Origin of the sequence: Acinetobacter psychrotolerans, assembly GCF_048552595.1 — a bacterium.
GTDB lineage: Bacteria > Pseudomonadota > Gammaproteobacteria > Pseudomonadales > Moraxellaceae > Acinetobacter.
This window is the reverse complement of record NZ_JBIMDK010000006.1, coordinates 166,826-192,546: the sequence shown is the minus strand read 5'-3', so window position 1 is coordinate 192,546 and position 25,721 is coordinate 166,826. Positions and strand designations below refer to the sequence as shown.

The following is a 25,721-nucleotide window of genomic DNA, read 5'->3' as shown; positions in this document are numbered from 1 at the left end:
CAATTAGGATGACCGGTTGACGACAATTATCTTGGCCGGTTGGGTGTCACAATAGGTACCTTGTTTTCTGTTCGGAGTTCAAGGTGCCTGGACAACATATCACCCACCGACAAGAGGAGCTGTATATGCAGCATCGCCAACAAGGCATGACTCAAGAAATCGCTGCTGCGAAGTCTGCCATTTCCCCCCGCACTGCCCGACGTATTGAGCAGTCCAACACCTTACCCCGCGCTAAAGCTGATAGAGATTGGCGCACCCGCTAAGATCCACTGGAAGCCGTATGGGAAACCGATCTAGTTGTTCTTTTAAACGCTAAACCAGAGCTTACGCCTATTACTTTGCTGGAGCATTTGCAGGCGCTCTATCCAAACCAATATGACCAGCGAATTCTGAGAACATTGCAGCGTCGGGTTAAGAAATGGAAAGCACTACATGGCCCGGAGAAAGATGTCATCTTCCGCCAGCAAGCTCAACCCGGTTTACAGGGCTTCTCTGATTTTACTCATCCTGATAGCCCGATCACCATTAAGCAGCAACCCTTTGCTCATTTGCTGTATCAGTTCCGCCTCGCTTATAGCGGCTGGCGTTCCATCACTGTGGTTCAGGGTGGTGAGAGCTATTCTGCCTTATCTACCGGTTTACAGCGTGCGCTGACGCAGGCTGGTGGCTGTCCGGTGGAGCATCGCACCGATAGCCTCAGTGCCGCCAGGAACAATACGCAAAATGTCTGGACAGATGCCTATCAGGACTTGTGCGAGCATTACAACATGACGCCAACGCGCAATAACCTGGGGCAATCGCATGAGAACGGCGTAGTGGAGTGCGCTAATGGCTCATTTAAACGCCGTCTGGCGCAGCACCTGCTACTTCGCGGCCACAGTGACTTTGACAGTATCGAAGCCTACCAGGCCTTTATTGATCAAATCGTCGGCAAGCTAAACCAGCGCTCACGCAGCCGCTTTTTAGAAGAACAGCAAACCCTGCAAGCCTTACCGGAATATGATGCTGTTGATTACACCTTGCTGAGCATTAAAGTCACCCGTAGTGCCACCATTGAAGTGCGCCGGGTGGTGTACAGCGTGCCATCACGACTGATTGGCGAACGCCTGCAAGTACGGCTGTATCATAACAAACTGGTGCTCTATGTGGGCCAGCAAGTGGCGCTGACCTTGCCACGAATTTACCCGGCCCTCGGCCAAAGCCGTGCACGTTGTATCAACTACCGGCATATTATCCGCTCACTGGCCGCTAAACCGCAGGCGTTTCGTTACTCGCAACTGCGGGATGATATCTTACCTGACGACAATTACCGGCAGTTGTGGCAGTTAGTGGATGATGCGTTACCAGCACAGGATGCCTGTAAATGGATAGTCACGGTGTTATGGCTGGCGAGCGAATACGATAGCGAACAAGAGCTGGGAGAGACCTTGTTGCAAGAGGCCAGAGCCGGTCTGTTTGAAAGTGCCAAAACCATTCAGGAGCGCTTTTACACCCCGCAAAGCGCACCAGACATTAAGACAAAGCAACATAACCTGCAAAGTTATGATGCACTGCTAACGTCATTAAAGGCACAGGCGAAACACGATGTGGAGGTGCCATTTTGACTTCCTCCGTTGCATTACTGCTCAAAGAATTAAGGCTGCCGGCGTTCGTCAGGCACTATGAAAAACTCTGGCAAACCGCGGTAGAAAAAGGCTGGTCGCACAGTGACTACCTTGCGGCATTATGCGAATACGAGCTCGCAGAGCGCTTTACACGGCGCACACAAAGCTGGGTACGCGAAGGGAGGCTGGCACCGGGAAAAACCTTAAGCACTCTGGATAACAGCGTGCTCAGCCGGACAAATCAAGCGCTCATCGCCAAGTTGCACCAAGACCTGTCCTGGGCACATCACGCCGATAATATCCTGCTGATTGGCCCCAGTGGCACCGGCAAAACACACATAGCCAATGCATTGGGTTACCGGCTGATTGAGCAAGGCATACGCTGCAAACTGTTTCCAGCCATTGGCTTGGTACAACAGTTACAACAAGCCAAGCGCGAACTGGATCTGATGAGCGAGATGAGCAAGCTGGATAAGTATCAGGTGATCATCATTGATGACATTGGTTATGTGAAAAAAACCGATGCAGAAACCCAGGTACTGTTTGAATTTATCGCGCATCGATATGAAAGCGGTAGCCTGATCATCACAGCCAATCACCCGTTTAGTGCATGGGATCAGATCTTCCCAGACAGCATGATGACGGTAGCGGCCATAGATCGGCTGATCCACCACGCGACAATTATAGAATTAGAAGGAGAAAGCTATCGAAAACAACATCAGTTAAAACAAGCTGGAAGTAGGAAAAATGAGAAAACCTAACCGGCCATCATAATTGACGCGAACCGGCCAAGATAGTTGACGCCGAACAATGATTGACGATCTAACGCTCCAGAACCAAATCAGGGATCTGGCTTTAGCGAGTCGGAGCGAACCGACCGATGGTTGGCGTACCGAAGAGCTTGACCCTAAGTTGTGGAACGGTTGGCGTAAAATGATTCAGGGGGACCGGCTAGAAATCGCTGAATACGATCTGACGGCTAAGGTTAGCCAAGGGGACTCTCCTAGTGACAAGCCCGGAGTGGTTGAAGGTCTAAAACAAAGAATAAGGGCTTACAACTTTAGTAAACAAAGGACGTCATCAATAGCAGTGATATAAAAAGTTATCTTTGCCGCCCCGATAAGGCTTTACGGGGCGACTAAGTCTCACCCAACCGACAATTCCGATAGTTTCAGAATAAGCTTTGAGTTTTCTAAGATTGGAATTACTACACCACAGCACGTACTCGAGATACTACAAATAGCTTTTTGGTAGGACCGATACCGAATAAATATCCATAATACATCAGGAGAAACTTTTTTTAATTTTCTGTAACCGGTCATAAATCAGTGGCGGATAATTTGCATGATATTCACCACACTCTGGGCAATGCTCTTGTTTTAGGTACGCTTGATTGTCGAGATCTTGATAAGGAAAAACGCTGAAGAGAAGTTCGTGCTGCATAAGCGTTTTATAAAAACTCTTATGATAAGGTGCAATCTCGCTGTCTTTGATTTTGTCGAAATATAGGTCAACGCTGTTCAAAATGCTCATAATTTCTTTAACCCCGTCGAACCTTAAAATGTCGTCATCTTTGTGAATATCAACATCTAAGCTCTCTAGATCCTCAATGAAACATTTAATCGCACGTCGAGAATACAGAAGGATCATTTGCGTCTTGCCATCAACGGTCTTTTCTTGATCGTAACTAAAATTTTTGATGTTTCTTTCGACGAACATATAAAGTTCGTGAAGTTGATCTAACTCGTGCCTTAGTTGCTCCTTCGTGTTTTCTTTTTCGATTTGCTGATGAAGGATTCTATTCGCATCAATCTGGGCTTTCAGCGCTAAAAACAGAACTACTGAACCTAGTATCTGTACGAATGGGTTCGAAATACCTCCAAAAGCATCTCCTATTTCGCCATAATCCTTCAAGTAGTGAAGAGGAAGAAGAGGTAAGAATAAAGGGAGAAGAAGACAGAATACACTGCCGACGACGATGACCCAGAAAGCTATTTTGGTAACAGGAGAGTTATAGATATTCATTTTTACACCTTTTCAGAATTTTCTTTTCTGTACGCGCTAGGAGTTTTGCCAATTTTTTTCTTAAACAACTTTTGAAAGTGTTCATGTGCCGGATACCCAATGGCTTCACTCACTTCGGGAACAGACTTACCGGATTCTTTAAGCAGCTGCTTTGCTTTTTCAAGCCGACAATAGGTTAAATAATCAAGAGGTGTCATGCCTGACAGCTCCTTAAATTTGACGCTGTAGTTCGTACGCGACATCCCCGCAATCCCGGCGAGATCGTCAAGACCCCATTTTTTATCGAGACTATGATGAATAGCTTCCAAGGTTTTGCTGAGTTGCGGATTTTCGATCAGTTTGAAGAATCCAGCATTTTTATTGGATTTGTACATGTGGATTCTTAACGCTTGCACGAAGATAATTTCGGTCAGCTTTCTGACTAACGTGTTGCTTCCAGGAAGCCCTGATTTTGCTTCCTGCTCTATAATACTTAAAAGCATGGCAAGCCAAGGCGAGTGGGAGTTATCAGCACTCTTGATATGCACGACATTTGGCAGCGAATTTAAGAATGGATGATCGGGTCCGCCATTAAAACAAAAATGTCCGCAAACGACGTTGGCTTTGAGCTTGCTCTGATCACCGTATTCCAAAACTTGAGCTTCGGTGAGGTTGGCTTTAGCTCTAAATTCGACCGCAGGCTCGGCCTTGATTTTTGGTGCACTGGCCATGGTGTGCTCCATCCCTTTGAAAAAGATCAAAATATCGCCCTGCTCCGCCAATGCTTTAAGTTTAAGTTTTGGCACCTCATACCAAAACTCGCCATGAGTCACGATGTGAAATCTCGCTAGATTCTCTTCCTGCGGGAGGCTGATGCCCCAGTCTCCCGCAAATGAGGTTCTATACCAGTAGCTGCTAGTAAGCTCTACCTTATCTAAAATTTCACTGAGAACATCCATATATAGCTCCTACGTAAACTGTCCAATAGGTCATGTTATACGAACTATTGAACATATTATATCTATTTTACATGCTGTAAAGTCAGTCTAATCAGTAAGTGGATGAAAACTAAGGAGGCTTTATGAAACTAGATTATGTGATCGTTGCCGGAGGGTGTTTTTGGGGTCTCGAAGACCTCCTTAGGAGTCTGGACGGTGTGACGTCAACGAAGGTGGGCTACTCTGGCGGAGATTTTGATGATCCTACCTACGCCGATATTATAACAGGGAAAACGGGGCACGCCGAAGCGGTTCGCGTGGAATACGACCAAGACGAAATATCTCTCGAAGAGATTCTACATTACTTTTTCAAAATCCATGATCCGACTACGAAGAATCGCCAAGGAAATGATGTTGGCACTTCGTATCGCTCGGCAGCGTTCTATCGTGACGATGCACAGAAAGCGATTATCGAAAACGTGATTGATGAGGTCAATGAGATCGGTCGCTTCGAGAATCCCGTGGTCACGACGGTAGCCTTGGAAAAAGAGTTTTATGACGCTGAGGAGTATCACCAAAACTATTTGAAGAAGAATCCCCACGGGTACACGTGCCATTTTGAGAGAGATTAAACCATGAATCAAACGAAAGAGCTCTGTACACGACAAATTTCACAGAACCCTTATCCTATCAGGCTTCTGCCTTCTTAAAATTGCCAAAATTTCCTTAAACTCTTCTTTTTTCCCAAAACCAATTAAACGCTGAATCGCCATTTGAACATAGTCTAAACCATAGCGAAATAAACTCATTGAGAGTCGTCCATGCTTCTTTATTTTTATCACTTTTTTTTGATCATGTTGCCATTCACCTGTTAAATAGCACCAACAGAAACCGATAGCTAGCACTGCTATCAATTTCTTGACTCGTCTAGGGTCTGTTAAACGAGTATTTTCAAGATTAAACCCGCGTCCTTTGAGACAACTGAATAAGGTTTCAATTTCCCAGCGTAATGCATAATCCTGAATAGAATTGGCATTAAACTGAGGAGAAACGACGAGTAAAAGTTCTCCATTTTCTAACTGTAGTGCACTTATATATAGTTTCACTCGACCAACCAAAATCCGTCGTTTACGACATTCAATTTGACCAACTTGAAGATGGCGAAATAAATCACTGATTTTATGATTCTTTCCTAAATGATTGGTGACAATAAAGTTTTTTTAACACGAATGCAGAAGTTGATGTCTTGTTCAATTAACCATGTAAACCACTGCTCACCGATAAACTCTCTGTCTGCGAACACATTCACAATACGGTCTTTACCAAAAATGGAGATAAAGCGTTGAATCAAAGCAATACGCTCTTTTGTATCTGAATTTCCACGTTTATTAAGTAATGTCCAAACGATAGGTATCGCTATTCCACGATAAACGATCGCGAGCATCAGGATATTAATATTTCGTTTTCCCCATTTCCAATTGGTTCTATCTAAAGTCAGTTGCACTTTGTCGAATGAAAATATATTGAAAATCAACTGAGAAATTTGACGATAATCGAAATACTGACCTGCAAAGAAGCGCTGCATACGTCGATAAAATGATTGTGGTAAGCACTTGATGGGCAAGGCTTTAGATGCAGAAGAAAGATTACATGTTTGCTTTAAAATAATCACAAGCATGATGAGCGCAAAGCACTTTAAATGTGACTTGTTCCATTTTAGATATTTGTTTAAGATAAGATATAACTCATTGAGATGTGTCATAGTATTCGTCGTTAGAAAACAATTATTGTGACATTATTTCAATGAGTTATCTATTTTTGTCGTGTACAGAGACGAAAGAGGAAAAAATGAAAGAACTTAAGAACGTTGTCATCTACACAAAAGACCATTGTCCGTTTAGTAAACGCGTGAAGGAGTACTTAACTTCTGAAAAAGTTGATTTTAAACAAATTCGCGTGGATGACGATCCCAAGACTTATGATGAGTTGAAGAAAAAAACCAACCTTCAAACTGTTCCGCAAGTTTTTGTGGATGGAAAATTCATTGGTAGCGCGACTGACTTCTTCGCGTGGATTGATAGCTAAAGAACAAACCCAAAAATAAAGGAGCAAATTTATGTTCAACTGGGAAAGCATTAACAACTATCTCGATAACGGCACTCCCGCTCCTCCTAGAAAAGTAGAAAAGAGCGAGGAAGAGTGGAAAAAAATTCTGACGCCCGCTCAATTTAATGTCATGCGGAAGAAAGGCACCGAGCGCCCTCACACTGGGGAACTCTGTTCATTTTATGAGGCAGGACGGTATGCCTGCGCGGGCTGCGACACTGAACTGTTTGATTCGAACGTTAAGTTTGATTCGGGAACAGGTTGGCCGAGTTTTTCTGAGCCCGTCGCCGACAACGTAATTCAATATGAACTGGACACGACTTACGGACGAAGAATCGAAGTGCTATGCAATGTGTGCGAAGCCCACTTAGGGCACGTTTTTCCAGATGGTCCTGAGCCCTCTGGGGCTCGATTCTGCATCAACTCGGAGTCGTTGAAGTTTGTAGAGTAATTTTAGAAAATGGAGGGGGTCGTGGGGATTAAGCTGTTCGGTCATAAGGACTGCCACAAAACCAAGATTTACCAGTCGTACTTGAAAGAAAAAGGAATCGAGTTTGATTTTTTAGATGTTCACGAAGACGACGCGGCAGCTGATGAACTGCGATCCCTTTATACTACTGGAAAGTTAAATTTCCCGACAATACTGGTTGGGACAAAGAAGCTGAGAAACCCCAAGTTCAAGGACCTTGAAAAGTGGTTGGAAGCTTCGATAAAATAACGAGATCTTTTTTTTGAGGATTGTAATTAGCTTAGTAAGGAGTCAGATCAATGATTATAGCAGTTTTCCGCAGTCGTGTTGCCAAGGAGCACGGTGGGGAGTTTGAAAGAAGATACGCCGAGATGTCCGCGCTTGTCGAAGCCATTCCTGGTTACGGAAGCCATGAGCGGTTTTCTTCTCCTAACGGTGAAGATGTTCTAATTGTCGAGTTCCTTACCAGAGAAGCTTTCGATGCTTGGGATAAGCATCCCGAACACAAAAAAGCCAAGATGCTTGGCAAAGACTACATTTTTGAATCGTACGACGTGAAGGTCGGAGAAGTTTTTGAACGGCACACAAAGCCGGAGGTGAAATTATGAAAACGAGAAACGTTTATATCGTAGGTGGAGCTCGGATTCCATTTATGAAATCTATGACCGCATATCGAGACGTCTCAAGTGAAGAACTAATGACGGCGAGCCTAAAGAGTTTAGTTGATAGATATAACTTGGAAGGAAAAACTGTGGGCGATGTAGCCTTAGGAGCTGTCATGCACAGCTCGGCTAACTGGAATTTGGCTCGTGAAGTCGTTCAATCCTCCGGTTTGCATCCAAACACTCCGGCATATAACGTGCAACGTGCTTGCGGAACGAGCTTGGAAAATACGATTCAGATTGCTCACAAAATTTCTAGCCACCAAATTGAAAGTGGCATTGCGGGCGGTGTTGATAGCAACAGCGATTTGCCCATTATGGTTAGTCGAACTTTCGCAAGAAAATTGATTGCGTTGAATTCTGCCAGAACGCTTGGTGAGAAAGTAAAAATCATTTTAGGAATTAAACCTAGCGATCTAAAGCCAGTGTTGCCCGCAGTGGTTGAGCCACGCACCGGAAAATCAATGGGTGAGCATTGCGAACTCATGGTTAAAGAGTGGAATATTTCTCGCCAAGAGCAAGATGAGTTAGCGCTGGCAAGTCACAGAAATGCAGCTCAAGCATATAAAGATGGGTTTTATGATGATCTCGTCTTTCCATTCCAAGGAAATAAGACCGATGGAATTTTGCGTGCTGATACAACTTTGGAAAAATTGTCGAAGTTAAAACCTGTTTTTGATAAATCAGAAAAAGGGACTTTGACGGCGGGAAATTCAAGCTCGCTCACAGATGGCTCATCCACCGTTCTTTTAGCATCAGAAGAAGAGGCAAAAAAGAATAATTGGCCCCTGTTGGCTAAGATTGTGGATTCTCATACTTCCGCCGTGGATTATGTCGCTGGCGAAGGTTTGCTTATGGCCCCAACTGTGGCCGTCAGTGAATTATTGAAGCGAAACGGCTTAAAGCTTCAGGATTTTGATTTTTACGAAATTCACGAGGCGTTCGCTGGACAAGTGCTCTGCACGATGAAGGCGTGGGAGTCTGCTGAATACTGCAAAACACGTTTGGGACGATCAGAGCCTCTCGGAAAAATTGACCGCTCGAAGCTAAATGTCCGTGGAAGTAGCATTGCCCTTGGGCATCCGTTTGCGGCTACTGGCGCTAAGATCGTCGGAGTTTTAGCAAAGATACTGCACTCAGCTGGTCCTGGAAAACGTGGCCTTATCGTCGTTTGCACGGCGGGAGGAATGGGAGTGGCTACAATTCTTGAAAGTTAGGAGAAAAATATGTCGGATCTAAAAATGAATAAAGAAGACGGTGTTGAAAGCTATGAATTTGCAACCCCTGAAGCAATCGAAGAAGCATTGAAAATCGGGAAGCTTAGTCAAACGGTTTTCGGCATGGGTTGCTTTTGGGGACCGGATTCTAATTTTGGAGGGACGCAGGGAGTAGTGCAAACACGTGTTGGCTACGCTGGAGCATCAACTCTGGATCCGAGTTACCGCAACATCAACGGACACGCCGAAGTCGTCAGAGTGATCTACGATAAAGACCAAATCAGCTACAGGGAACTTCTTGGAAGTTTTGAATCATGGTCTGTTCATGGTAGAAAGCAGGGCCAGTATCGCCAGATACTTTTTGTTTTTGATCTGGAGCAAAAACAAGTAGCTGAAGAACTGATTCAAGCGATTGGAAAGGAGAAATCTCCCGAGGTGATTGAGGCCGGAGAACAAAATGGTTATTTTTGGCCCGCCGAAGATTACCATCAAAAGCATCGTCTTCGCAGAAACAAACAGCTTGTAAGTCTTGCAGAAGTAGATTTCGGTCCTCGCTGGGATGAACATCTGTATTTTACTAAATTAAATAGTACCGATAGAAAAGGCTTCAGTCTCTCAAGCTGGCTAAAAAAGTTGTCTCCGGAAATGCAGAAAGCTTACCGAATCGGTTAATCTGAAATTGCAGCTGGCTAAAGAACTCTATTTTCTATATGTAAAGAATGTGACGATCTCCTTCACATGGAGTCCAAGAGAGCATAAAAAATCTGTGTAAGTCGCATTACCCATGTATTTGAAAGGAATAAATAATGCCAATATCAGACCAGCTTATCGACCGAAGCAAGACCTCAGTTTTTATGAGGTCTTGAGATCAGCGCAGCATGAACAGATCTCTTACAGTGTGGCGAACACACTGGTTTGATTGCGGCCTTGGGTTTTAGCTTTGTATAACATCTGATCGGCGACTTCGAGCAACTGCTTTTTGTCGTCAAATAAATCAGCGCTGGCCAAACCTATGCTGACCGTTAATTGTCGTAATAACCACTCATGGTTAGCCACTACCAGCCTTAACTTTTCCAGTGTTTTATTTGCGGACGCTGTGTCTGTGCCTGGCAGGATCAGCACAAACTCTTCACCACCATAACGGGCGAAAAAGTCATAGTTCCTGCTATGGCGCTGAAACAGAGCCGCGACTTGACTCAGTGCCTCATCTCCTGCGGCATGACCATAGCTGTCGTTAAAACTCTTAAAGTGATCAATATCAATCAATGCCAGTACAAAAGATTGTCCTGTTCTTTGCCAGCGAGCAAATTCAGCTTCAAACTTGAGGTCAAAAGCTCTTCTGTTGTTCACCCCTGTCAGCGCATCCGTCATGCTGGTATTATGTAATTGTTCGCCGACTTTTTTCAGCTCCAGTATGGCGATCACTTGTCTGGACAGAGCCTGCAAAGAGCTTATCTGCCGCTGGTTCAGCTGCTTAGGAACATGATCATAGACACAAATAGTACCAATCACTGCACCTTCGGGATCAATCAGCGGCGAGCCAGCATAAAATCGGTAGCCAGGTCCTGAAATCACCATAGCATTGGTACTGAATCTGTGATCTAAAGTAGCGTCAGGGACCACCATTACCGCATCAGGTGTTTCCATTGCATACACGCAAAAGGACTCTTTAATTAATACAGAGGTACGCGAAATACCAACTTTTGCAATTAGATTCAGCTTTGTGTCATCGGTTCGCGTCACCATAGCCACTGGTGCATCACAGATATAACACGCCAGTTCAGTGATATCCCGCAGGTTCTGATCTGCTTCAGCAGGTGCTTTTAGTGTGGTTTCTGCACTAGCTGTTTGAGCTAAACTAAAGGTCATGTACTTCTCCGTTTTTCTACTGCATTTTTCAAAGATCCTGCATAGAAAAATGAATTAAATCGTTGATTTAACTCTAGCATAGATCTGTCAGACTTGAAGTTATCTCTGTAGCAATGGTATTGTTTTGTACAATATTCGCCTGCTTGATTTGAGTTTTAGCTGTATTTATAAACTTTTGGCTTTTCCGGTCGCAGGCTCTATAATTTGCTCGTTTAAATCCAACTCTTCGTCTAACGTCATCTATTTAGTGTGCATGCGGCCTCCGGAGCATTTTCCGTGGCTTATTTTACCGAAGCATCGGGATTGCTAAATAGAGCTGAACGCTGTAATGCGCTTTCGAACTGAGCTTTCCGTAACTTCGGCATTAGTTCATGTACCTTGCTTACTGGATGTTGGTTGACGCGCAGCAGCACGTCCGTCAGATAATCGTAAACGTTAATAGCAGTGTTGACCTTGCTTTGAATGACGCCAACATGCTTAGCACCAAGCTCCGTTCAGCAGAATCACAGCCAGTTTTTCAGTTATCCCAAGTGTCACTCTCAGATTAAAGGCCGCCATACCGGATGTAGTGCCAACAAGAAAACTAAAACACAACTTCGCTGATCATCGCTGAGTGTTTATAAATCGTCTCCCATCACCGGTATCGATAAGCAGATAAGCCTGGTTATGCCATTAGCAGTTCTTGAAGCATTCCTGCTTTCAATGTCGTCAACGTGATCACGATTTGAGTTGAGATAACGACTCTGTTGCTGAAGACTCTCAGTTAATTGCCACTCACCAGATTCAAGAACAGCACCCGCTAACTCGGCACATACTGTTGCAAAACCATAAAGCGCTTGATTATCGCGGGTAAAACGCAGCGGCATCGTCTGGCCTTTTACAAGAAGGGACCATTCCAAAACTCTGTACTTACCTTTTAATCGGTTACTGACAAAAATAGTTATACTTGTACCGCTGGCGCCAACAACTAAAAAGCTCGTGATAGCTAGTCCTATCAGAGACCATAACTCTGGTTTCCCACTTAGTAACAGTGGATTAGGCAAATGACTCCTCAAAACGAGATCAGCACCAAGGGTCAGCGCTGTTTTATACACTGCTTGTTCTAATAATGGAGTTGCATTGACCAGTGACGCAACAGCATCACAACTATAAGGTTCTAGAACTGCCGTAGCTCTCAACCATTCTGTTTCATGGGCAATCGCCAACAAATTTGACCAAATTCGAACCAGTGCCGCTATATGAATGGAGTTTTCATCAGTCAGGACGGTTTGATTAAGCTGCTTATCCAGTTCCTGATGCCAGTATTGGTATTGGCTTGTCAAAAGTACAAACAACTCAGATTGAAGCAACTTATTATTAGTTACCGGTCTTATCCTATTTGACATCTCATTGAATAGTTGTATAAATTTTTTGTCTGCTTGTTGCTCACGCTTTAGCAGATCTTGCTGTTGTTGAAGCATCTGTAAATCGTATTCAATGGCCTGCTTAAAAAGTGTGAGTAAGGAACAGTGTTGTGATGCCCGATCTGGGCTTGAAAAGTCCAACATACACAAAGTACCGAAAGTTTTTCCGCTAGGCCAAAGCAATGGCAGGCCATAGTAATAACTAAAGCCTGCTGCAAATGTTGGGTTATTGTTTTCATATCGGGTACCGATTGCATTTTCAACTAGTAATGGCTGGTTACTGGAAATGACTTGGGAACAATAAGTGTTAAGTGCCAATGGAACAGGTTCACCGCAATAAAAAGTTGGTACTGACACACTGCCAACAGCCTGACAAATTTCGTTTTTATCTAATCGATTAATCAGCACACAAGGCACTTCCGCGACTTGAGCCATCGAGTTTACAATGCCTTGCCAGCGCTCTAGGAGCAGAGCGGTTTCTATGCTCAAATCTACTGCCATTTGTTCCCTCAGTATTTAAATAGTCCCCTTTTGCATCATTCGATCTTGTTTATCTCAGAGTATCAAACAGGAAACAAAGTGATTGATGTCAATCAGGGAATTAGCAGCATTGATGCATTAAGCGGCGCACATACACTCTAAGTAAAGTGCTTAAGTCTGATTATGGCAAGAAATTGTTACTTTGTCAGGGATAGTCAACACTTTATTAGCGAGAGACTTGCTTGGCTGACATTTAAGACAAATCGCGAGATTCCAAATCTGCCACCAACAGTCGGAACTGAGTAACTCACTTGAGCTTTAAAAAGTAAAGCATTGAAATATTTATGGTATTTATACATCCTACCTAGCTCACAGCAGAGTTTAGCATCGTGCATTAATATGACCTTACACTAAAAATACGTACTAGTTGACGTCTATCAAACTCGTTTACGAGATAGTGTAGTGGTCGACAAATTTTGGCCACATCGTTATTGCCTAATAACCGATGCTCTCTTTAAATGCGAAATGAGTAGTGCACGCATTTTTAGCCTTTTGGCAAAACGTTGATGTCTCGAAATTTTCAAGCGCTGTGCCTTGTTTATTTTCAGAAACGTCTGCTTTCAGTGAGTTCCTGATGCTCGGGCGCTCTAAATTATGGGTATAGACAATCTGATTTGCCCTATATTTGCAGTTTTTCGTGAACCCTTAATTTCACAACTCTTTTAATCTGATATCCAAAGTCTGCATCCATACATAGCCCCTACGTAAACTGTCTAATAAGTCACATTATACGAACAATTTGTAAAGATTTTTTTCTTTAGAGAGATACCTAAAATGTCCAATGGACATCATGTAAGTAGTACTTACAACTTTATACCTCCTGTAACTCCAGTTGAGTTTAAACAAAGATTTTCTTCTCAAATAGATGCTGATAATTTGCATAAATTTTCCTTAGATAGTGCTTTGGATGCTACAACTTATAAAGATGTAAAACTGGGTAAAAAAATTGATTTTATTTTTGGATTAGAGAATTACCTTTCACCTAAAGACTTAAATGAACAGATATCTAAGAGAGAGAAAATTGATACTAATCAAGTTGAATCTCAAAATCTAGATGAACAAGATCAAGGAGAAACAACTGAATACTATGACCATGCTCATGATGATGATTTAGAAGAAACTAGCATTCCATTAAATCCATAAAAGCTTTTAGAATTATATTTCACGTAACCAGAATTTTATACTTGAAAATAATTAGTAAAACATGTTTGAAGAGGAATGCCCTAAGGCATTCCTTTATATAATTTTTTCTACAGTTTTTGTAATCATGTTAGGGAATTTATCCATTGAATTAGGAATATCTAATGAATTCTCTGAATGAGTGAAAAACTCATCTACCACATCAAAACTCTCTTCACCATTCACTTCAAACTGCGCATTAGCAAAACCCTGCTTTGCTACGAAATCTACAGCCTCCTGATAAAATCCTGCTTCTTTACTCTGCTTATCAATTTCCTTGGCTGTACGAATCGCATCATTCAAACTCACCCCATCCTTTAAGGTTAGATCCACGTAATATACCGGTTGGCGATAGCTTTGGATGGTACTTTTTCCACGTAATGTTAGTTGCAATGGTAAACAAGACAATAATCCGCCTGAAGCGGCACTGTAGTAAGACAATCGAGCTGCAAGGGTACGGATACTGTTAAAACCCGTGGTTCTAAAGATGAACGTACCCAATTCATCCGAGTCATCCAAATTCACATGCAAGCGACCATAGGGTTTGCAGTTCCCTCCTTGAGCTAGAGGACATAAATCCGGTGATGGACATGGATGTTGCTCAACACCCTGACTGGTCAGTCTGCGACAGGTTTGACCATCCCCAACACAAACAGGTCGCCCAGTCTGCCGATCGAATAAGCTGTACTCGGCACGTAAATTTAGCTCTGGATCGTTAAAGATCATTCGCACTGGAATAGTACGCAACTTTTGATTAGGGGTTTGACTGCGTAATTGTTCATCTAAAGGATGTTTTACCCAACCGCTTTCCTTACTTTGGATTTGTGAGGTAATGGTAAATTGATCATCTTTTTCAGGCAGGCGTTTTCCATTCTTTTCTACCACTCGACCAATACTAATCCGTCCTAAAATAGGTGGGGTAATTGCTAGACCTTTAATCATGTTGATTTCCTCTATAAATTGATTAGTGACTTTGATTTTTTAAATTTGAAAATAAAAATCCCATGCATTTAGGCACGGGATTTTTGATGGATATTGAAGTTAAATGCTGAAGCTAACTTGCATCGTTATAGATATGGAAGCGTCTAGTGCCAACTCTGCTTTGCGGGAATTGTTCTAACATTTCAGGATGTAGCTTGAGCAAGGCTTTACTGTCTAAACTGACCGAGTCCTTGCTTTTCTTCCACGTCACCGAGCCTGCCTGAAAGGTGGCTCGTTCGGCTTCTTTCATCATGGCTTGGATTTGATGCTTGATCTGATCGAAGCTTTGTTGCTGCTGTTCTATCTGCGTTTTGGTTTTAATCAATTGTTCGAAGAGTTGATTGGCGGTTGCATTATGACTTAAGTCCTCTACAGTTAAAGGGGTGTGTTGCGGATAAAGTTGTTGCAGAGCTTTAGCTGCGGATTCAGAGGCATCAATATCAGGCGGTACGTCCTTTTCCACACATTCCCAGAAGTAATGCTCAGCTTTGATAAGATGTTCAATAACAGATTCACTACGGGTGACTTTGAAGATCTTGGTTTCATGCCCACAGAGCAGGACACAGATATGCGCGGCTTGTTTTCCTGTTACAGCCAATTGATGTTGCACCTGACACAGCACATAAAGCGGTACGCCATCACGCCAAAGTTTTGAGCCATATTCTCCTGCGGTTTTGCATTCCAAGATTTGCACGTCATCACTACCGACAATAGCGTAATCTAAGTTGGCCAACATAAAGGACTTATCCGGGTCGGGATGCTGAAGCACTGCATTGACTCGTCTAACTTTATTATTGGTGTGCAGACTGTAATACTCCGCCACAAGTGGCTCTAACTGTTTGCCCCAATACAACGGTGCAACGCCCGAGCTGTCATCATCAATGTTCTGCTGAGTTCGACCAGTTTTAATCATCCACAGTTCCAGCATCGACATGTAGGGATTTAATCCACATGCGGTTGCAGCATCACTGCTGCCAATACCTTGTTTACGCACTTCAAGCCAGTCTTGATATTGCATATTTTTGGTATTGGCTAAGCGTTTCGCTACAGCAGGCTTTATCGATTTAGAGGGTTTTCTTGTTGGGATCGGTAAGTTAAAAGGTTGTGAAATCGGTGGGTTGGGTAACTTTGCGATTTGATTCATAGATTTATTCCTGATCAATATGGTTGGCTGTTCTAAATTTGCGGCATAAAAAAGCCACATCCCGAAGGACATAGCTTATATGTATGTTTTATTGGGTTTTCTTGATGTTTAACCTAGTTAGGCGATTAAGCGTAATGCTTGCTCTAAGCCTCTTTGTTTAAGGGCTGCACCTGCACCAAACCAGGCTGAATCGAGGCGGTGATCAGCACTCATGGCACGACGTTCATGATCGGCAAACTCGGTGATTGAACACAGCAAACCATAGGCAGTATCTTTGGCTGAGCTGAGTTCTGCACCACGGCCTTGTCCATTGAACATGTCCATGACTTTAGCCATGGCACGTCCATTCGGTTCAGGCTTTTCTTTGGCTGGAGTTGGAGTAGCCATATTCCGATAGAACTGAATGATGTTCTCCTCCTGATCGGCAACACTCATGCTGGTATTGTTGAACACTGCATCAAAGAAAGCTGCTGCCTCACCTTGAGTGACTTTACGTTGACTCAGCTGTTTCATTTCATACATGTGTTCATCCCATGCACGGACTGAAATACCCAATTGTTGTTTGACCTTGTCCGCATCAAACTTGGTACTGTGCGGGACTTTGACCACACCCGCACTGCTGCTCTGTCCACGTAAGGCAATCGCTAAGGTGTTATTGCATACCACCCGGATATTGGTGAACTGTGCTGTAGTCGCCAGTGTACCGTCACAGGCAGTCGCCAGCAGAATATAGCCATTACTGACATCCTTGCCCTTCAGTGCCGTAGATTGTCCGGTACGTGCCAATGCCCAGAACTTCTTCCCACCTTTGAGTACACCTGCGGTTTCCAGCTCAAAGCCAGATTGCTCGGTCAGATCCCGGTAGAACTCCAGAATCTCCATCGGCTGGACTTCCTGATAACGCTGACTGACCACAGACAAGGGTGCATGAGTATCGGAACGATACAGTACCCGCTGTTCTTCATAGGGCATGATGATGCTCTGCCCACGTTCATTCTGTGCCATGTAACTTACATTCGAGGATTCGATGCGCCAATCCATACCTGCTTGCTGGGCCCAGACTTCAATCGGCTGATTCTGAGTGAGTTGGTTCCCTAGACCATGCCAAGGGGTTTCTCCGACATACGCCATTTGTTCAAGTTGATGTGCCATCTTTATACCTATTATTGTTAATTGATTTGAAAAGTTAAATTGCAGTCATTACAGATGTAAGATTTCTCATTTTGCACGGTAGGAAATCCAGAATGTTTCTGTAAATAATAATTAAGTACATAGCCTAAGCTGGCTCCTGTAATTTCTCCAATTACAGAAGGAATTCTGTAAACTTTGGCTAATTCTTTGCCAATGAAGATAAGTGTTGGTTGTGACCAGATTTGGCTTGGGGCTTGGTTAGATCTTTTTGGAGCTAATCCAAGAAAAGTTATTCCTTCACTATGACAAGCAGGGCAAGTCGTCATATGGACACCTCTAAAATTAAAAAAGGTCTGCTGAGCAGACCTTATGGGTAGTTATCATTTTTGTAATATATATATGAAATATATTGGAATTATTGGAAATTCTTTTTAATTTTGTTGAGGTCTAAATATTTGTCTTTGAAATATAGCAAGCTTACATCTAGAGCTTTTCGATTAAATTTTTTAATCTGTAAGTCGTCATGTGTTGAGCAGACTAATTGATCAATAGGCCTGTTTTTATCTGTTAACTTACATTTATAAGGCTGCATAAATTCAGATAGCTCGTCCGTTATGGTTTTTTTTGAAGAATTGTTTTTAAGATTTATCCAAAACTCAGACTCTGGAGGGCGTGCTAAAAGTTCTTTTAAAGCAGAAATATGGTCATCTAAATTATGTTCTGAATTTATACTTTTACATCTGTAATATTTAAGGCAAATTAAGGAGTTAAGTTGGGATAGAATCCTGTTATTGTCGGATGAGGCATTTTCAATTGAGTCTAGGTCATTTAAGAATCTTCGAATAATATCTTCATTATGCAAAACATTTTTAAATGTATCCTCTGAATGCTCTGCGATATATCTATCAAGAAATATTCGATTCTCTAGGTATTGAACTAAAAAGCTAACGAATATATCAGGTAGATTAGACGGCTCTTCATTAAGACGCAAATTCAAGCTTATATAATCATTACGGATTTCTTCATCATTAAAGACTTGAGATATATTTTTGACTTCTATAAATGATGTAGATGTATTGAGTGTATTTGGCACATGATATTTATACAAAAGGCTTTGTTTTAAATAAGAAATTTGTTCTATTCGCTGTTGACTTAACTTATTTTCGTCGTTGGTATTTTTTAAAAAATTAATATAATGTTGAATATCAAAAGTGTCTCGAATCAAACTATCAAGGTCATTATGACTAATAAGATCACTTATAGAGTAAGTTGCTGAAAAATAATAATAATCAATTCCATGGATGTTCGCACACTCAAGAATATCTGTAAAAATATCAGACAAGCTTTCTAAAAAAATAGTAAATTTTTGAAAGTTAATACCACTCATGGTTAGTTTTTCTTCAGAAGTATTTAAATAGCTGGTCTGAAAATAGCAAAAGCAAACTTCAATCAATTTCAGGTTAGAAATAACATCACTAATCAATTCACTACGTAATCCTTCTGCTTCCGGCTCAATACTAAAATGATCAGGTATCTCTAGAAATTTTTTTATTCTTTTAGATATCAATTTTTGTGAATTCAGCAGCTCTTCAAAGAACTTTGGAAATGTCAATTCAAATTGAAATTTAAGAATTTCTAAATTGGTGATTCGTCTAAGAGTTGGATGTGTCTTACTTTGTAATGATGAAAAACTAACGGTAGGCATAATATCAATATTTCTATGATGGTTTGGGTACAGCTTGGAAAAATGAAAGTGCATTCTATTCCTAAGAGTTATCGAAGGAGCCTAGCATGAATTTAATTTCTGATTTCAAAATTGTAAGACGTAAAGAGTTTGAACAATTAAGTGGTCTTAGCCGGTCAACAATTTACGACAAAATGAATCCAAAGTCACCTCGGTATGATAAGGACTTTCCTAGACCAATCAAACTAAGTTTGAATGCTGTAGGGTGGTTTGAAAAGGACATCTGTACTTGGTTGAAAACAAGAAATGTAGCCAAATACTAAAAGGATAACTTTCCAACGAGTTGACCATATAAATGCCCAGCTATCTAAGCAGTTAAGCTCACCTATGCCGTGCTCAGCCAATGAGCAGACTTTAGGTACTTAATAATATTAAGGGTTTATATATCTTCTATTAATTATATATACATGAGCCTTCTAAGAAATAGGTATAGCCCACAAGCTATACCTTCAGGGAGAACTCATGTCTGGAAAAAGTAATGACTATGAGTAACGATGACAACAACACTGTGAATATTACTGAATCATCAGAGAATGATTCAGTAATTATTGATTCAGTTCTGAAGCAACTTCCAGATATTGTAAGGTTTGTCCAACAAATATGCGATAAAAAGATTCAGTCTGTTTACTCAAGAAAAAAGATTGGGGGTTATGAAGGTCAACCCCCCTTACTTTTAAAACTCTTATCTAATTTGCCATTAAAAGAAGATATAGAGTTGTTAAGGGTGAAAAATGAACATGTTGAAGTTTATTGCAAGGCGTATGAAGAAATCTTAAGTCCAATAGGATTTGAACCAAGATACTTTAGGAACTACAGAGCAAATGATTTGATTCAAGACCCAAAAAGAGGGATTTCAATTATTTTTGCAGATTTAGTAAATCATTTTGTTGGCAAAACATACGAATTAGTAAATGAGGAGTCTTTCATTAGTGAACAACGTAACCGATCTGAGCGATCAAAACATCAACTAGATCGTGCGATTGAGAAAATTGATGAGCTTAGAGAAAATTTTGCAAAGGTGCTTGTATTACGTCTTGATTTAGGAATGCTGAAGAATCAAACGCACTTAGTGGAAGATATTAAATGTTTCAAAAAATATTTTGAGACTTACCTGAAGAAATTGCGTTCTATGAAAGTGCATATGATTGCTTATATCTGGAAGCTTGAATATGGGAAAAATAAGGGCTACCACTATCATACCTTGTTTTTTTTAGATGGTAATCAACATCAGAAAGATGAAATTTTAGGAGATGCTTTTGGTAAAGCGTGGGTAGAAGTCACTCAGGAGAAGGGTGCTTATTACAATTGTAATGCTTCTAAGCACCGGTATAAACGCTTAGGTATAGGAATGTTACATCATGATAATCAGGAGGGATTTAATGCACTAAAAGAAATTGCAGGTTATTTTACAAAAGTTGATCAATTTCTTTTTCTTCCTTCTAGTGAAAGAGGGAAGACGTTTGGAGTAAGTCAGAAGCTAGCAAGTAAACGTAAATCAGGCCGCCCTCGTAGAGGGACATAAATCTACATATCACCGAAGTTATACCTGCTCATTCACCTGATGAGCAGGGCACTAAAAAAATACATATCAGAGCCTATATATGAATACATACGCAGCATTATCGCCAAAGAGCAAAGTAATTCCAGTTCCTGTAAATTATGTTTCAGCGCAACAAGCTTGGGTGCTTACAGAAGCACCCAAGCTATTTAAAAAAATCACCTCGCCCTCTGCCCAAGTTTTAAGGGTAAATTCAAATACTAACAATAATTTAGGATATCTTTCCACCGATCAATTAGACTATTTTTTAGGTTTGGCAAGCCATCACTTTGACTGCTTTGATCCACAGTTAGGTGAAGGGCATATTTTTGATCCACAAATACAAAAGGTATTTCAATGTTTCAGAGAATGCTCAGGGATAATTAGAAGTTTGCCCCTACCGGTTTACTGTCAAAAAGATGATTCATATTTCACAAATATCATGCTGATTGAGCGGTGTTGGAATGAGTTACGTGGTAGGGCATTAGTTGAAGAAAAAATGATGACCAAAACAATTTCAAAAATTTCTCAACAGGTAAAGGATCAACAAACCTCAGTCAATCGATTTGTTGCCAAACTTTTACGTGAGCATCAACAGATCTGCATTCATCAGGTAGATTTCAAGTTTGATGCCATTTACCGACGTATGAGTATTCCACTACAGCTTAAAGATGAGCAGCAGTTTGCAGCGGTTGTACGTAAGTTTATCAATATGCTGAAAAAGGAGAATTTAGATAATTTACATGGATTTTTCTATCAAATCTCTAAAGATCTCAATGGACAGTATTGCGGTAGAGTATTTGCATTTACTGATGTAGGACACCTTCTGAAGCACCCTGCTTTAGAAGAACCTTTAAGATTCAACCTTCTTAGTCAAGAACTATGGGTGGATCTGAAAATAGCGCTTGTATGTGAGCAAGCATTTTTGGTTGAGACCAATCATGTGGTAGGTGCTTCATGGGGCTATCAAGACTGGTCGAAGTATTTTAAGTCTATTATTGAACCTATGAAAATGCATCATTACTCTTCGAAAGCAATTAAACCTGACTACAAACTTATGATTTTTTAATTGTTTATCAAAAGTACGATCACTATAAAAACTCCCATATCTAGCATGGGAGTTTTATTTTTATGGCTTTCTGTCCATAAGTTGAAGTAAAGCGATAATTTATGTCCTTTTCCACCTTTTTACTGCTGCATGATTTAGAATTTTAGGTAAAATCATTTGATTAATGATTCACTTAATTGGACTTCTATAACAATGACCCAGGTACAACTGCAACAATTACAAAAACAACTTTGGAATATTGCCAATACTTTACGTGGCACGATGGGCGCAGATGAATTCCGTGATTACATTCTGGGGTTTATTTTCTTTAAATATTTATCGGAAAAGTCGGTTACTTTTGCCAATGATGTGCTAGATGGTGAAGACGTCAGCTTTTTAGAATTAGATGAACAAAATCCTGAGCATGTACCTTATATCGAAGAAATTAAAAAGAATGCCATTGCCGAAGTCGGTTATGCGCTGACGCCAAAACAACTATTCCATACGCTGGCCGAGCGTGGCCGTCAGGGCGAATTCATTCTGGATGATTTAACTGCGACTTTAAAATCGATTGAACAAAGTACTTTAGGCACCGACTCTGCCGATGACTTTGCCAACCTGTTTGAAGATATGGATCTGAATTCGACTAAGCTGGGCAATAATGCCAGTGACCGCAATGAACTGGTGGCAAAAGTCCTCAGTCATTTAGACGATATTGATTTTGACATTAGCAATACTGAAGCCGATGTACTTGGGGATGCTTACGAATACCTGATTGGTGAGTTTGCATCAGGTGCGGGCAAAAAAGCCGGTGAATTCTATACACCACAAACAGTATCAACCTTACTGGCCAAGATTGTCACCCAAGGTAAAGAGCGTTTACGTTCAGTCTATGATCCCACTTGTGGTTCAGGTTCGTTGTTGCTGCGGGTGAAACGTGAAGTCAAAAATGTGGATATGATTTACGGTCAAGAGATGAACCGTACCACCTATAACTTGGCGCGGATGAACATGATTTTGCATGATGTGCATTTTGCCAAGTTCGACATCAAGCAGGAAAACACCTTAACCCGTCCGCAGCATTTAGATAAAAAGTTTGATGCGGTGGTGGCCAATCCGCCATTTTCAGCCAACTGGTCGGCCGATCCGTTATTTCTACAGGATGAGCGCTTTGCCGCTTATGGCAAGCTTGCACCAAGTTCCAAAGCGGATATGGCTTTTGTGCAGCACATGTTGTTTCAGTTGGATGATCTCGGCACGATGGCAGTGGTGTTGCCGCATGGTGTATTGTTCCGTGGTTCGAGTGAGGGCGTGATTCGTCAGTATTTGATTGAACAGATGAACGTGGTGGATGCGATTATTGGTCTACCCGCCAATATTTTCTATGGTACGTCTATTCCAACCTGTATTCTGGTCTTGAAGAAAAACCGTGAGCATAGCGGCAATATTCTGTTTATTGATGCCAGTAACGGTTTTGAAAAGCAGAAGAATCAAAACAAGTTATTGCCTGAGCATTTGGACAATATTATTGCAGCGGTTGAAAACCGTCAGGATATTGAAAAATACGCGCATGTAGCAACTTTGCAGGAAGTGAAAGATAACGATTACAACCTGAATATTCCGCGTTATGTGGATACCTTTGAAGCGGAAGCCGAGATTGATTTAGATGCGATTGCAAAACAGCTTCAAGCTTTGGAACACGACAGCCAAAATACTGATGCTGTGATTGCAGATTTTTGCAAAGAGCTTGGTGTTGCTTCTCCGTTTGCGGAGGTGAAGTAATGGCTGTACCGAAGTTAAGATTTAAAGAATTTGATAATGACTGGATCAATACTAAAGTTAAGGATTTAGGTGAGTTTAGCAGTGGAGGAACTCCTTCAAAAGATATTCATGATTATTGGAATGGGAACATTCCTTGGATATCTAGTTCTGATTTAAATGAAGAGAGTATCTTCGATATACGTATAAATCGCTTTATTTCAGAAGATGCTATAAAAAATAGTGCTACAAAAAAGATACCTAAGAATAGTATTTTGTTAGTATCTCGTGTTGGTGTTGGAAAAGTTGCTCTTACAAACCAAGAATTATGTACAAGTCAAGATTTTACAGCTCTCACACCTAAAAAAGATTATGCTCTTTTTATTGCATATTTAATGAAAAATATCACCCCAAGATTGTTAGATTTAAATCAAGGGACGTCTATTAAAGGATTTGTTAGAGAAGATCTAATATCTTTACCTATTAGCCTTCCATCCAAAGCAGAACAAACCAAAATCGCTTCTTTTCTTTCCGCAGTCGATGAAAAGATTAGCCAACTCACGCAAAAACATGAGTTACTTAGCCAATATAAACAAGGCATGATGCAGAAGTTGTTTAGTCAGCAGATTCGTTTTAAAGCAGATGATGGCAGTGAGTTTGGGGAGTGGAAGGAAAAGAAATTAGGAGAAATATTTGATTTTTTTAGAGGCGAACCTTTCTCAAAGAGTAATATCGATCCAGAAAGTCAGTTTGAGTGCATTCATTATGGCGAGTTATTCACCAAATATAATGAAGTTATTGATAAGGTGTATTCAAAAACAAATTTAAAGGCAAAGAACCCTAGTAATATTGGTGATATTTTGATGCCTAGCTCTGATGTAACTCCCGATGGGCTTGCAAAAGCATCATGCCTAAATCGAAAGGGTGTTTTTCTTGGTGGGGATATCAATATATTAAGACCAAAATATATCTGCTCACCTAAATTTTTTAGCTACTTAATAAATTTTGAGAAAAGCAAAATTTTATTGTGTGTTACAGGTACAACGGTGAAGCATGTCTATAATAAAGATTTGAAAAAATTGGAATACAAGATTCCATCAACAAAGGAAGAACAAACCAAAATCGCTAATTTCTTATCTGCGATTGACCAAAAAATTGAAGTCGTGGCACAGCAAATTGAACAAGCGAAAACTTGGAAAAATGGCTTGTTGCAGCAGATGTTTGTATAATTTTAAGCTTTAGAGTTTTTTAATTTTTTTGTATGGGTGTGGAATGTTGGACTGGCAAAAGTGGAAATATGAAAATAGAGACAAGATTAAGCATATTGTTGGCTATGAAGAAAAATTTGTAGATGAAATTTTAAGTCAAATGCCAGAAATCACCCCCGATGATGTTATCGCTCAGTATCCATTTAAAGATAATAAATCTGGTAATCGGTATATTGATTTCATGATCGTTAATGAAAGCAAAGGCTATCAATTGCCAATTGAATTGGACGGTTACGCAAAAATCAATAATAAGGGGTATGAAAAGTTTAATGACTTTCTCGAGCGTCAGAATGATTTAATTCAACAATTTGGAATTGTCTTACGCTATACCAATAAAAAAGCATTTCAACAACAGCAACAAGTGATCCTTGAGATTCGTAAAGCATTACAAGCTCAAGTGAGCCATCAAATTACTGAACAATCTAAACAAAAACAGATTCAAGTTCTAATCGCTGAACAAGAAGCTAAAATAGCCGATTTAGAAAAACAGCTAACTACAAATAATTCACTAAATCATTCAGATGTTTCAAATGAGCTAAGCAATGTCAGAAAAGGTATAGATGCATTTAAACAAAATCATTTACAAGAACTACAAAATGTACAAAAAGAACTTTCAGAGATGAAAGGAAGGCAAACACAAGAGCTTGGCTCAGTTAAAAATGAAATCAAAAAACAGATTTATATCGGAGTAGGTCTTGTTGCCTCTATTGCGCTAGGCGCAGTGTTATATATAAAATCGACCTCACAATCTGCTGAGAATATACCCATAACACAGCAAGTTTCACCTAGTTATCTTTCATCAGATGTTCAGGCAGATCAAAATTCCACTTCAAGTGCGAATCATATTCAATCTATTCAAGCTAGTATGTTTATTGGTCAAAATCGAATAGTATGCGGTAAGGTAGCCCAATTAAAAGAGTTCTCAAAAGGGGTGTATTTGAACTTTGATCAACCTTATCCAAAAGCAACATTTACAGTAGTCATTTGGAATAATAACTCTCATATCAGCAAACAACTGCGAAATGTAGAAAATAATACCTTATGTATTCAAGGTAAAATTGAGGAATACAGAGGGAAGCCACAAATGGTTCTAAATTCATTACAGCAAATTATCTAGGA

The 25,721-nt window shown here is 40.9% G+C and carries 25 protein-coding genes and 1 pseudogene; 16 read left to right on the top strand and 10 right to left on the bottom strand.

The window, feature by feature from the left end; all coding sequences use genetic code 11:
* Positions 1-83: 83 nt before the first annotated feature.
* Together istA and istB are read left to right on the top strand one after the other, a co-directional pair.
* Positions 84-1,604: pseudogene (istA, locus tag ACG94X_RS07990) on the top strand (IS21 family transposase).
* Positions 1,601-2,365 carry an IS21-like element helper ATPase IstB gene (istB, locus tag ACG94X_RS07985; RefSeq protein WP_016167552.1) on the top strand — a complete coding sequence of 255 codons (765 nt, stop codon included), beginning with the start codon at positions 1,601-1,603 and terminating at the stop codon, positions 2,363-2,365. Before istA ends, istB begins: the two are co-directional and overlap by 4 nt.
* Before the next feature lie 523 nt (positions 2,366-2,888).
* On the opposite strand, the gene ACG94X_RS07980 is transcribed toward istB, so the two are convergent.
* Together ACG94X_RS07980 and ACG94X_RS07975 are read right to left on the bottom strand one after the other, a co-directional pair.
* Entirely contained in the window at positions 2,889-3,629 is a 741-nt protein-coding gene (locus ACG94X_RS07980) for a hypothetical protein (RefSeq protein ID WP_120385370.1), read from the bottom strand.
* A 2-nt stretch (positions 3,630-3,631) separates the two neighbouring features.
* Positions 3,632-4,567: an AraC family transcriptional regulator gene (locus ACG94X_RS07975; protein WP_002123001.1), complete on the bottom strand. Its 936-nt coding sequence runs from the start codon at positions 4,565-4,567 to the stop codon at positions 3,632-3,634.
* Positions 4,568-4,689: 122 nt separating this feature from the next.
* Here ACG94X_RS07975 and msrA point away from each other — a divergent pair, with 122 nt between their 5' ends.
* Positions 4,690-5,178, top strand: a complete 489-nt coding sequence (msrA, locus tag ACG94X_RS07970) for a peptide-methionine (S)-S-oxide reductase MsrA (RefSeq protein ID WP_000762837.1) — start codon at positions 4,690-4,692, stop codon at positions 5,176-5,178.
* A 39-nt stretch (positions 5,179-5,217) separates the two neighbouring features.
* Here msrA and ACG94X_RS07965 read toward each other — a convergent pair.
* Positions 5,218-6,308, bottom strand: a protein-coding gene (locus ACG94X_RS07965) for an IS4 family transposase (RefSeq protein WP_103800267.1) whose coding sequence is annotated in 2 segments (ribosomal slippage) — positions 5,218-5,768 and positions 5,768-6,308 — 1,092 coding nt in all. Because the reading frame shifts where the segments join, the coding sequence is not laid out codon by codon here.
* 86 nt (positions 6,309-6,394) lie between these two features.
* Between ACG94X_RS07965 and ACG94X_RS07960 the strand changes: the two genes are divergently transcribed.
* The 6 genes from ACG94X_RS07960 to ACG94X_RS07935 are packed head-to-tail and all read left to right on the top strand — an operon-like array spanning position 6,395 to position 9,672.
* The gene (locus tag ACG94X_RS07960; protein ID WP_009499586.1) at positions 6,395-6,631 is read left to right on the top strand and encodes a glutaredoxin; all 237 of its coding nucleotides are present in this window, start codon (positions 6,395-6,397) and stop codon (positions 6,629-6,631) included.
* A 31-nt stretch (positions 6,632-6,662) separates the two neighbouring features.
* A complete protein-coding gene (msrB, locus tag ACG94X_RS07955) occupies positions 6,663-7,103 on the top strand; it encodes a peptide-methionine (R)-S-oxide reductase MsrB (protein ID WP_000483554.1) in 441 nt (146 codons plus the stop codon).
* A 21-nt stretch (positions 7,104-7,124) separates the two neighbouring features.
* Entirely contained in the window at positions 7,125-7,370 is a 246-nt protein-coding gene (locus tag ACG94X_RS07950; protein ID WP_419383194.1) for a glutaredoxin family protein, read from the top strand.
* A 50-nt stretch (positions 7,371-7,420) separates the two neighbouring features.
* Positions 7,421-7,729: an antibiotic biosynthesis monooxygenase family protein gene (locus tag ACG94X_RS07945; protein ID WP_002122973.1), complete on the top strand. Its 309-nt coding sequence runs from the start codon at positions 7,421-7,423 to the stop codon at positions 7,727-7,729.
* Complete coding sequence (locus tag ACG94X_RS07940) at positions 7,726-9,000, top strand: acetyl-CoA C-acetyltransferase (protein WP_000857678.1); 1,275 nt, start codon at positions 7,726-7,728, stop codon at positions 8,998-9,000. The genes ACG94X_RS07945 and ACG94X_RS07940 overlap by 4 nt, the downstream gene beginning before the upstream one ends.
* Before the next feature lie 9 nt (positions 9,001-9,009).
* The gene (locus tag ACG94X_RS07935; RefSeq protein WP_001281573.1) at positions 9,010-9,672 is read left to right on the top strand and encodes a peptide-methionine (S)-S-oxide reductase MsrA; all 663 of its coding nucleotides are present in this window, start codon (positions 9,010-9,012) and stop codon (positions 9,670-9,672) included.
* A gap of 219 nt (positions 9,673-9,891) precedes the next feature.
* Here ACG94X_RS07935 and ACG94X_RS07930 read toward each other — a convergent pair whose 3' ends face one another.
* Positions 9,892-10,869, bottom strand: coding sequence for a sensor domain-containing diguanylate cyclase (locus ACG94X_RS07930; RefSeq protein ID WP_002119794.1), 978 nt, complete (start codon positions 10,867-10,869; stop codon positions 9,892-9,894).
* A gap of 617 nt (positions 10,870-11,486) precedes the next feature.
* Positions 11,487-12,773, bottom strand: coding sequence for a GAF domain-containing protein (locus tag ACG94X_RS07925; protein WP_000257537.1), 1,287 nt, complete (start codon positions 12,771-12,773; stop codon positions 11,487-11,489).
* A gap of 813 nt (positions 12,774-13,586) precedes the next feature.
* Between ACG94X_RS07925 and ACG94X_RS07920 the strand changes: the two genes are divergently transcribed.
* On the top strand, positions 13,587-13,955 hold the full coding sequence (locus ACG94X_RS07920; RefSeq protein WP_419383193.1) for a hypothetical protein: 369 nt from the start codon (positions 13,587-13,589) through the stop codon (positions 13,953-13,955).
* A 93-nt stretch (positions 13,956-14,048) separates the two neighbouring features.
* Here ACG94X_RS07920 and ACG94X_RS07915 read toward each other — a convergent pair whose 3' ends face one another.
* From ACG94X_RS07915 to ACG94X_RS07895, 5 genes are all read right to left on the bottom strand, one after another.
* Complete coding sequence (locus tag ACG94X_RS07915; protein WP_419383192.1) at positions 14,049-14,933, bottom strand: recombination directionality factor; 885 nt, start codon at positions 14,931-14,933, stop codon at positions 14,049-14,051.
* A 112-nt stretch (positions 14,934-15,045) separates the two neighbouring features.
* Entirely contained in the window at positions 15,046-16,116 is a 1,071-nt protein-coding gene (locus ACG94X_RS07910) for a YqaJ viral recombinase family nuclease (RefSeq protein WP_419383191.1), read from the bottom strand.
* A 117-nt stretch (positions 16,117-16,233) separates the two neighbouring features.
* Positions 16,234-17,268, bottom strand: a complete 1,035-nt coding sequence (locus tag ACG94X_RS07905; RefSeq protein ID WP_419383190.1) for a DUF932 domain-containing protein — start codon at positions 17,266-17,268, stop codon at positions 16,234-16,236.
* A 17-nt stretch (positions 17,269-17,285) separates the two neighbouring features.
* A complete protein-coding gene (locus ACG94X_RS07900) occupies positions 17,286-17,573 on the bottom strand; it encodes a hypothetical protein (RefSeq protein WP_419383189.1) in 288 nt (95 codons plus the stop codon).
* Between the two features lie 89 nt (positions 17,574-17,662).
* Positions 17,663-18,952, bottom strand: coding sequence for a hypothetical protein (locus ACG94X_RS07895; protein WP_419383188.1), 1,290 nt, complete (start codon positions 18,950-18,952; stop codon positions 17,663-17,665).
* 86 nt (positions 18,953-19,038) lie between these two features.
* Here ACG94X_RS07895 and ACG94X_RS07890 point away from each other — a divergent pair, with 86 nt between their 5' ends.
* The 6 genes from ACG94X_RS07890 to ACG94X_RS07865 all read left to right on the top strand — a co-directional run bounded on the left by ACG94X_RS07890 (position 19,039) and on the right by ACG94X_RS07865 (position 25,719).
* Complete coding sequence (locus ACG94X_RS07890) at positions 19,039-19,254, top strand: helix-turn-helix transcriptional regulator (RefSeq protein ID WP_419383187.1); 216 nt, start codon at positions 19,039-19,041, stop codon at positions 19,252-19,254.
* A 215-nt stretch (positions 19,255-19,469) separates the two neighbouring features.
* The gene (locus tag ACG94X_RS07885; RefSeq protein WP_419383186.1) at positions 19,470-20,513 is read left to right on the top strand and encodes a YagK/YfjJ domain-containing protein; all 1,044 of its coding nucleotides are present in this window, start codon (positions 19,470-19,472) and stop codon (positions 20,511-20,513) included.
* 79 nt (positions 20,514-20,592) lie between these two features.
* Complete coding sequence (locus ACG94X_RS07880) at positions 20,593-21,597, top strand: hypothetical protein (protein ID WP_419383185.1); 1,005 nt, start codon at positions 20,593-20,595, stop codon at positions 21,595-21,597.
* 192 nt (positions 21,598-21,789) lie between these two features.
* Complete coding sequence (locus tag ACG94X_RS07875) at positions 21,790-23,358, top strand: type I restriction-modification system subunit M (protein WP_419383184.1); 1,569 nt, start codon at positions 21,790-21,792, stop codon at positions 23,356-23,358.
* Positions 23,358-24,563, top strand: a complete 1,206-nt coding sequence (locus tag ACG94X_RS07870) for a restriction endonuclease subunit S (protein ID WP_419383183.1) — start codon at positions 23,358-23,360, stop codon at positions 24,561-24,563. Before ACG94X_RS07875 ends, ACG94X_RS07870 begins: the two co-directional genes overlap by 1 nt.
* 43 nt (positions 24,564-24,606) lie before the next feature.
* The gene (locus tag ACG94X_RS07865) at positions 24,607-25,719 is read left to right on the top strand and encodes a hypothetical protein (protein ID WP_419383182.1); all 1,113 of its coding nucleotides are present in this window, start codon (positions 24,607-24,609) and stop codon (positions 25,717-25,719) included.
* The last annotated feature ends 2 nt before the right edge of the window (positions 25,720-25,721 follow it).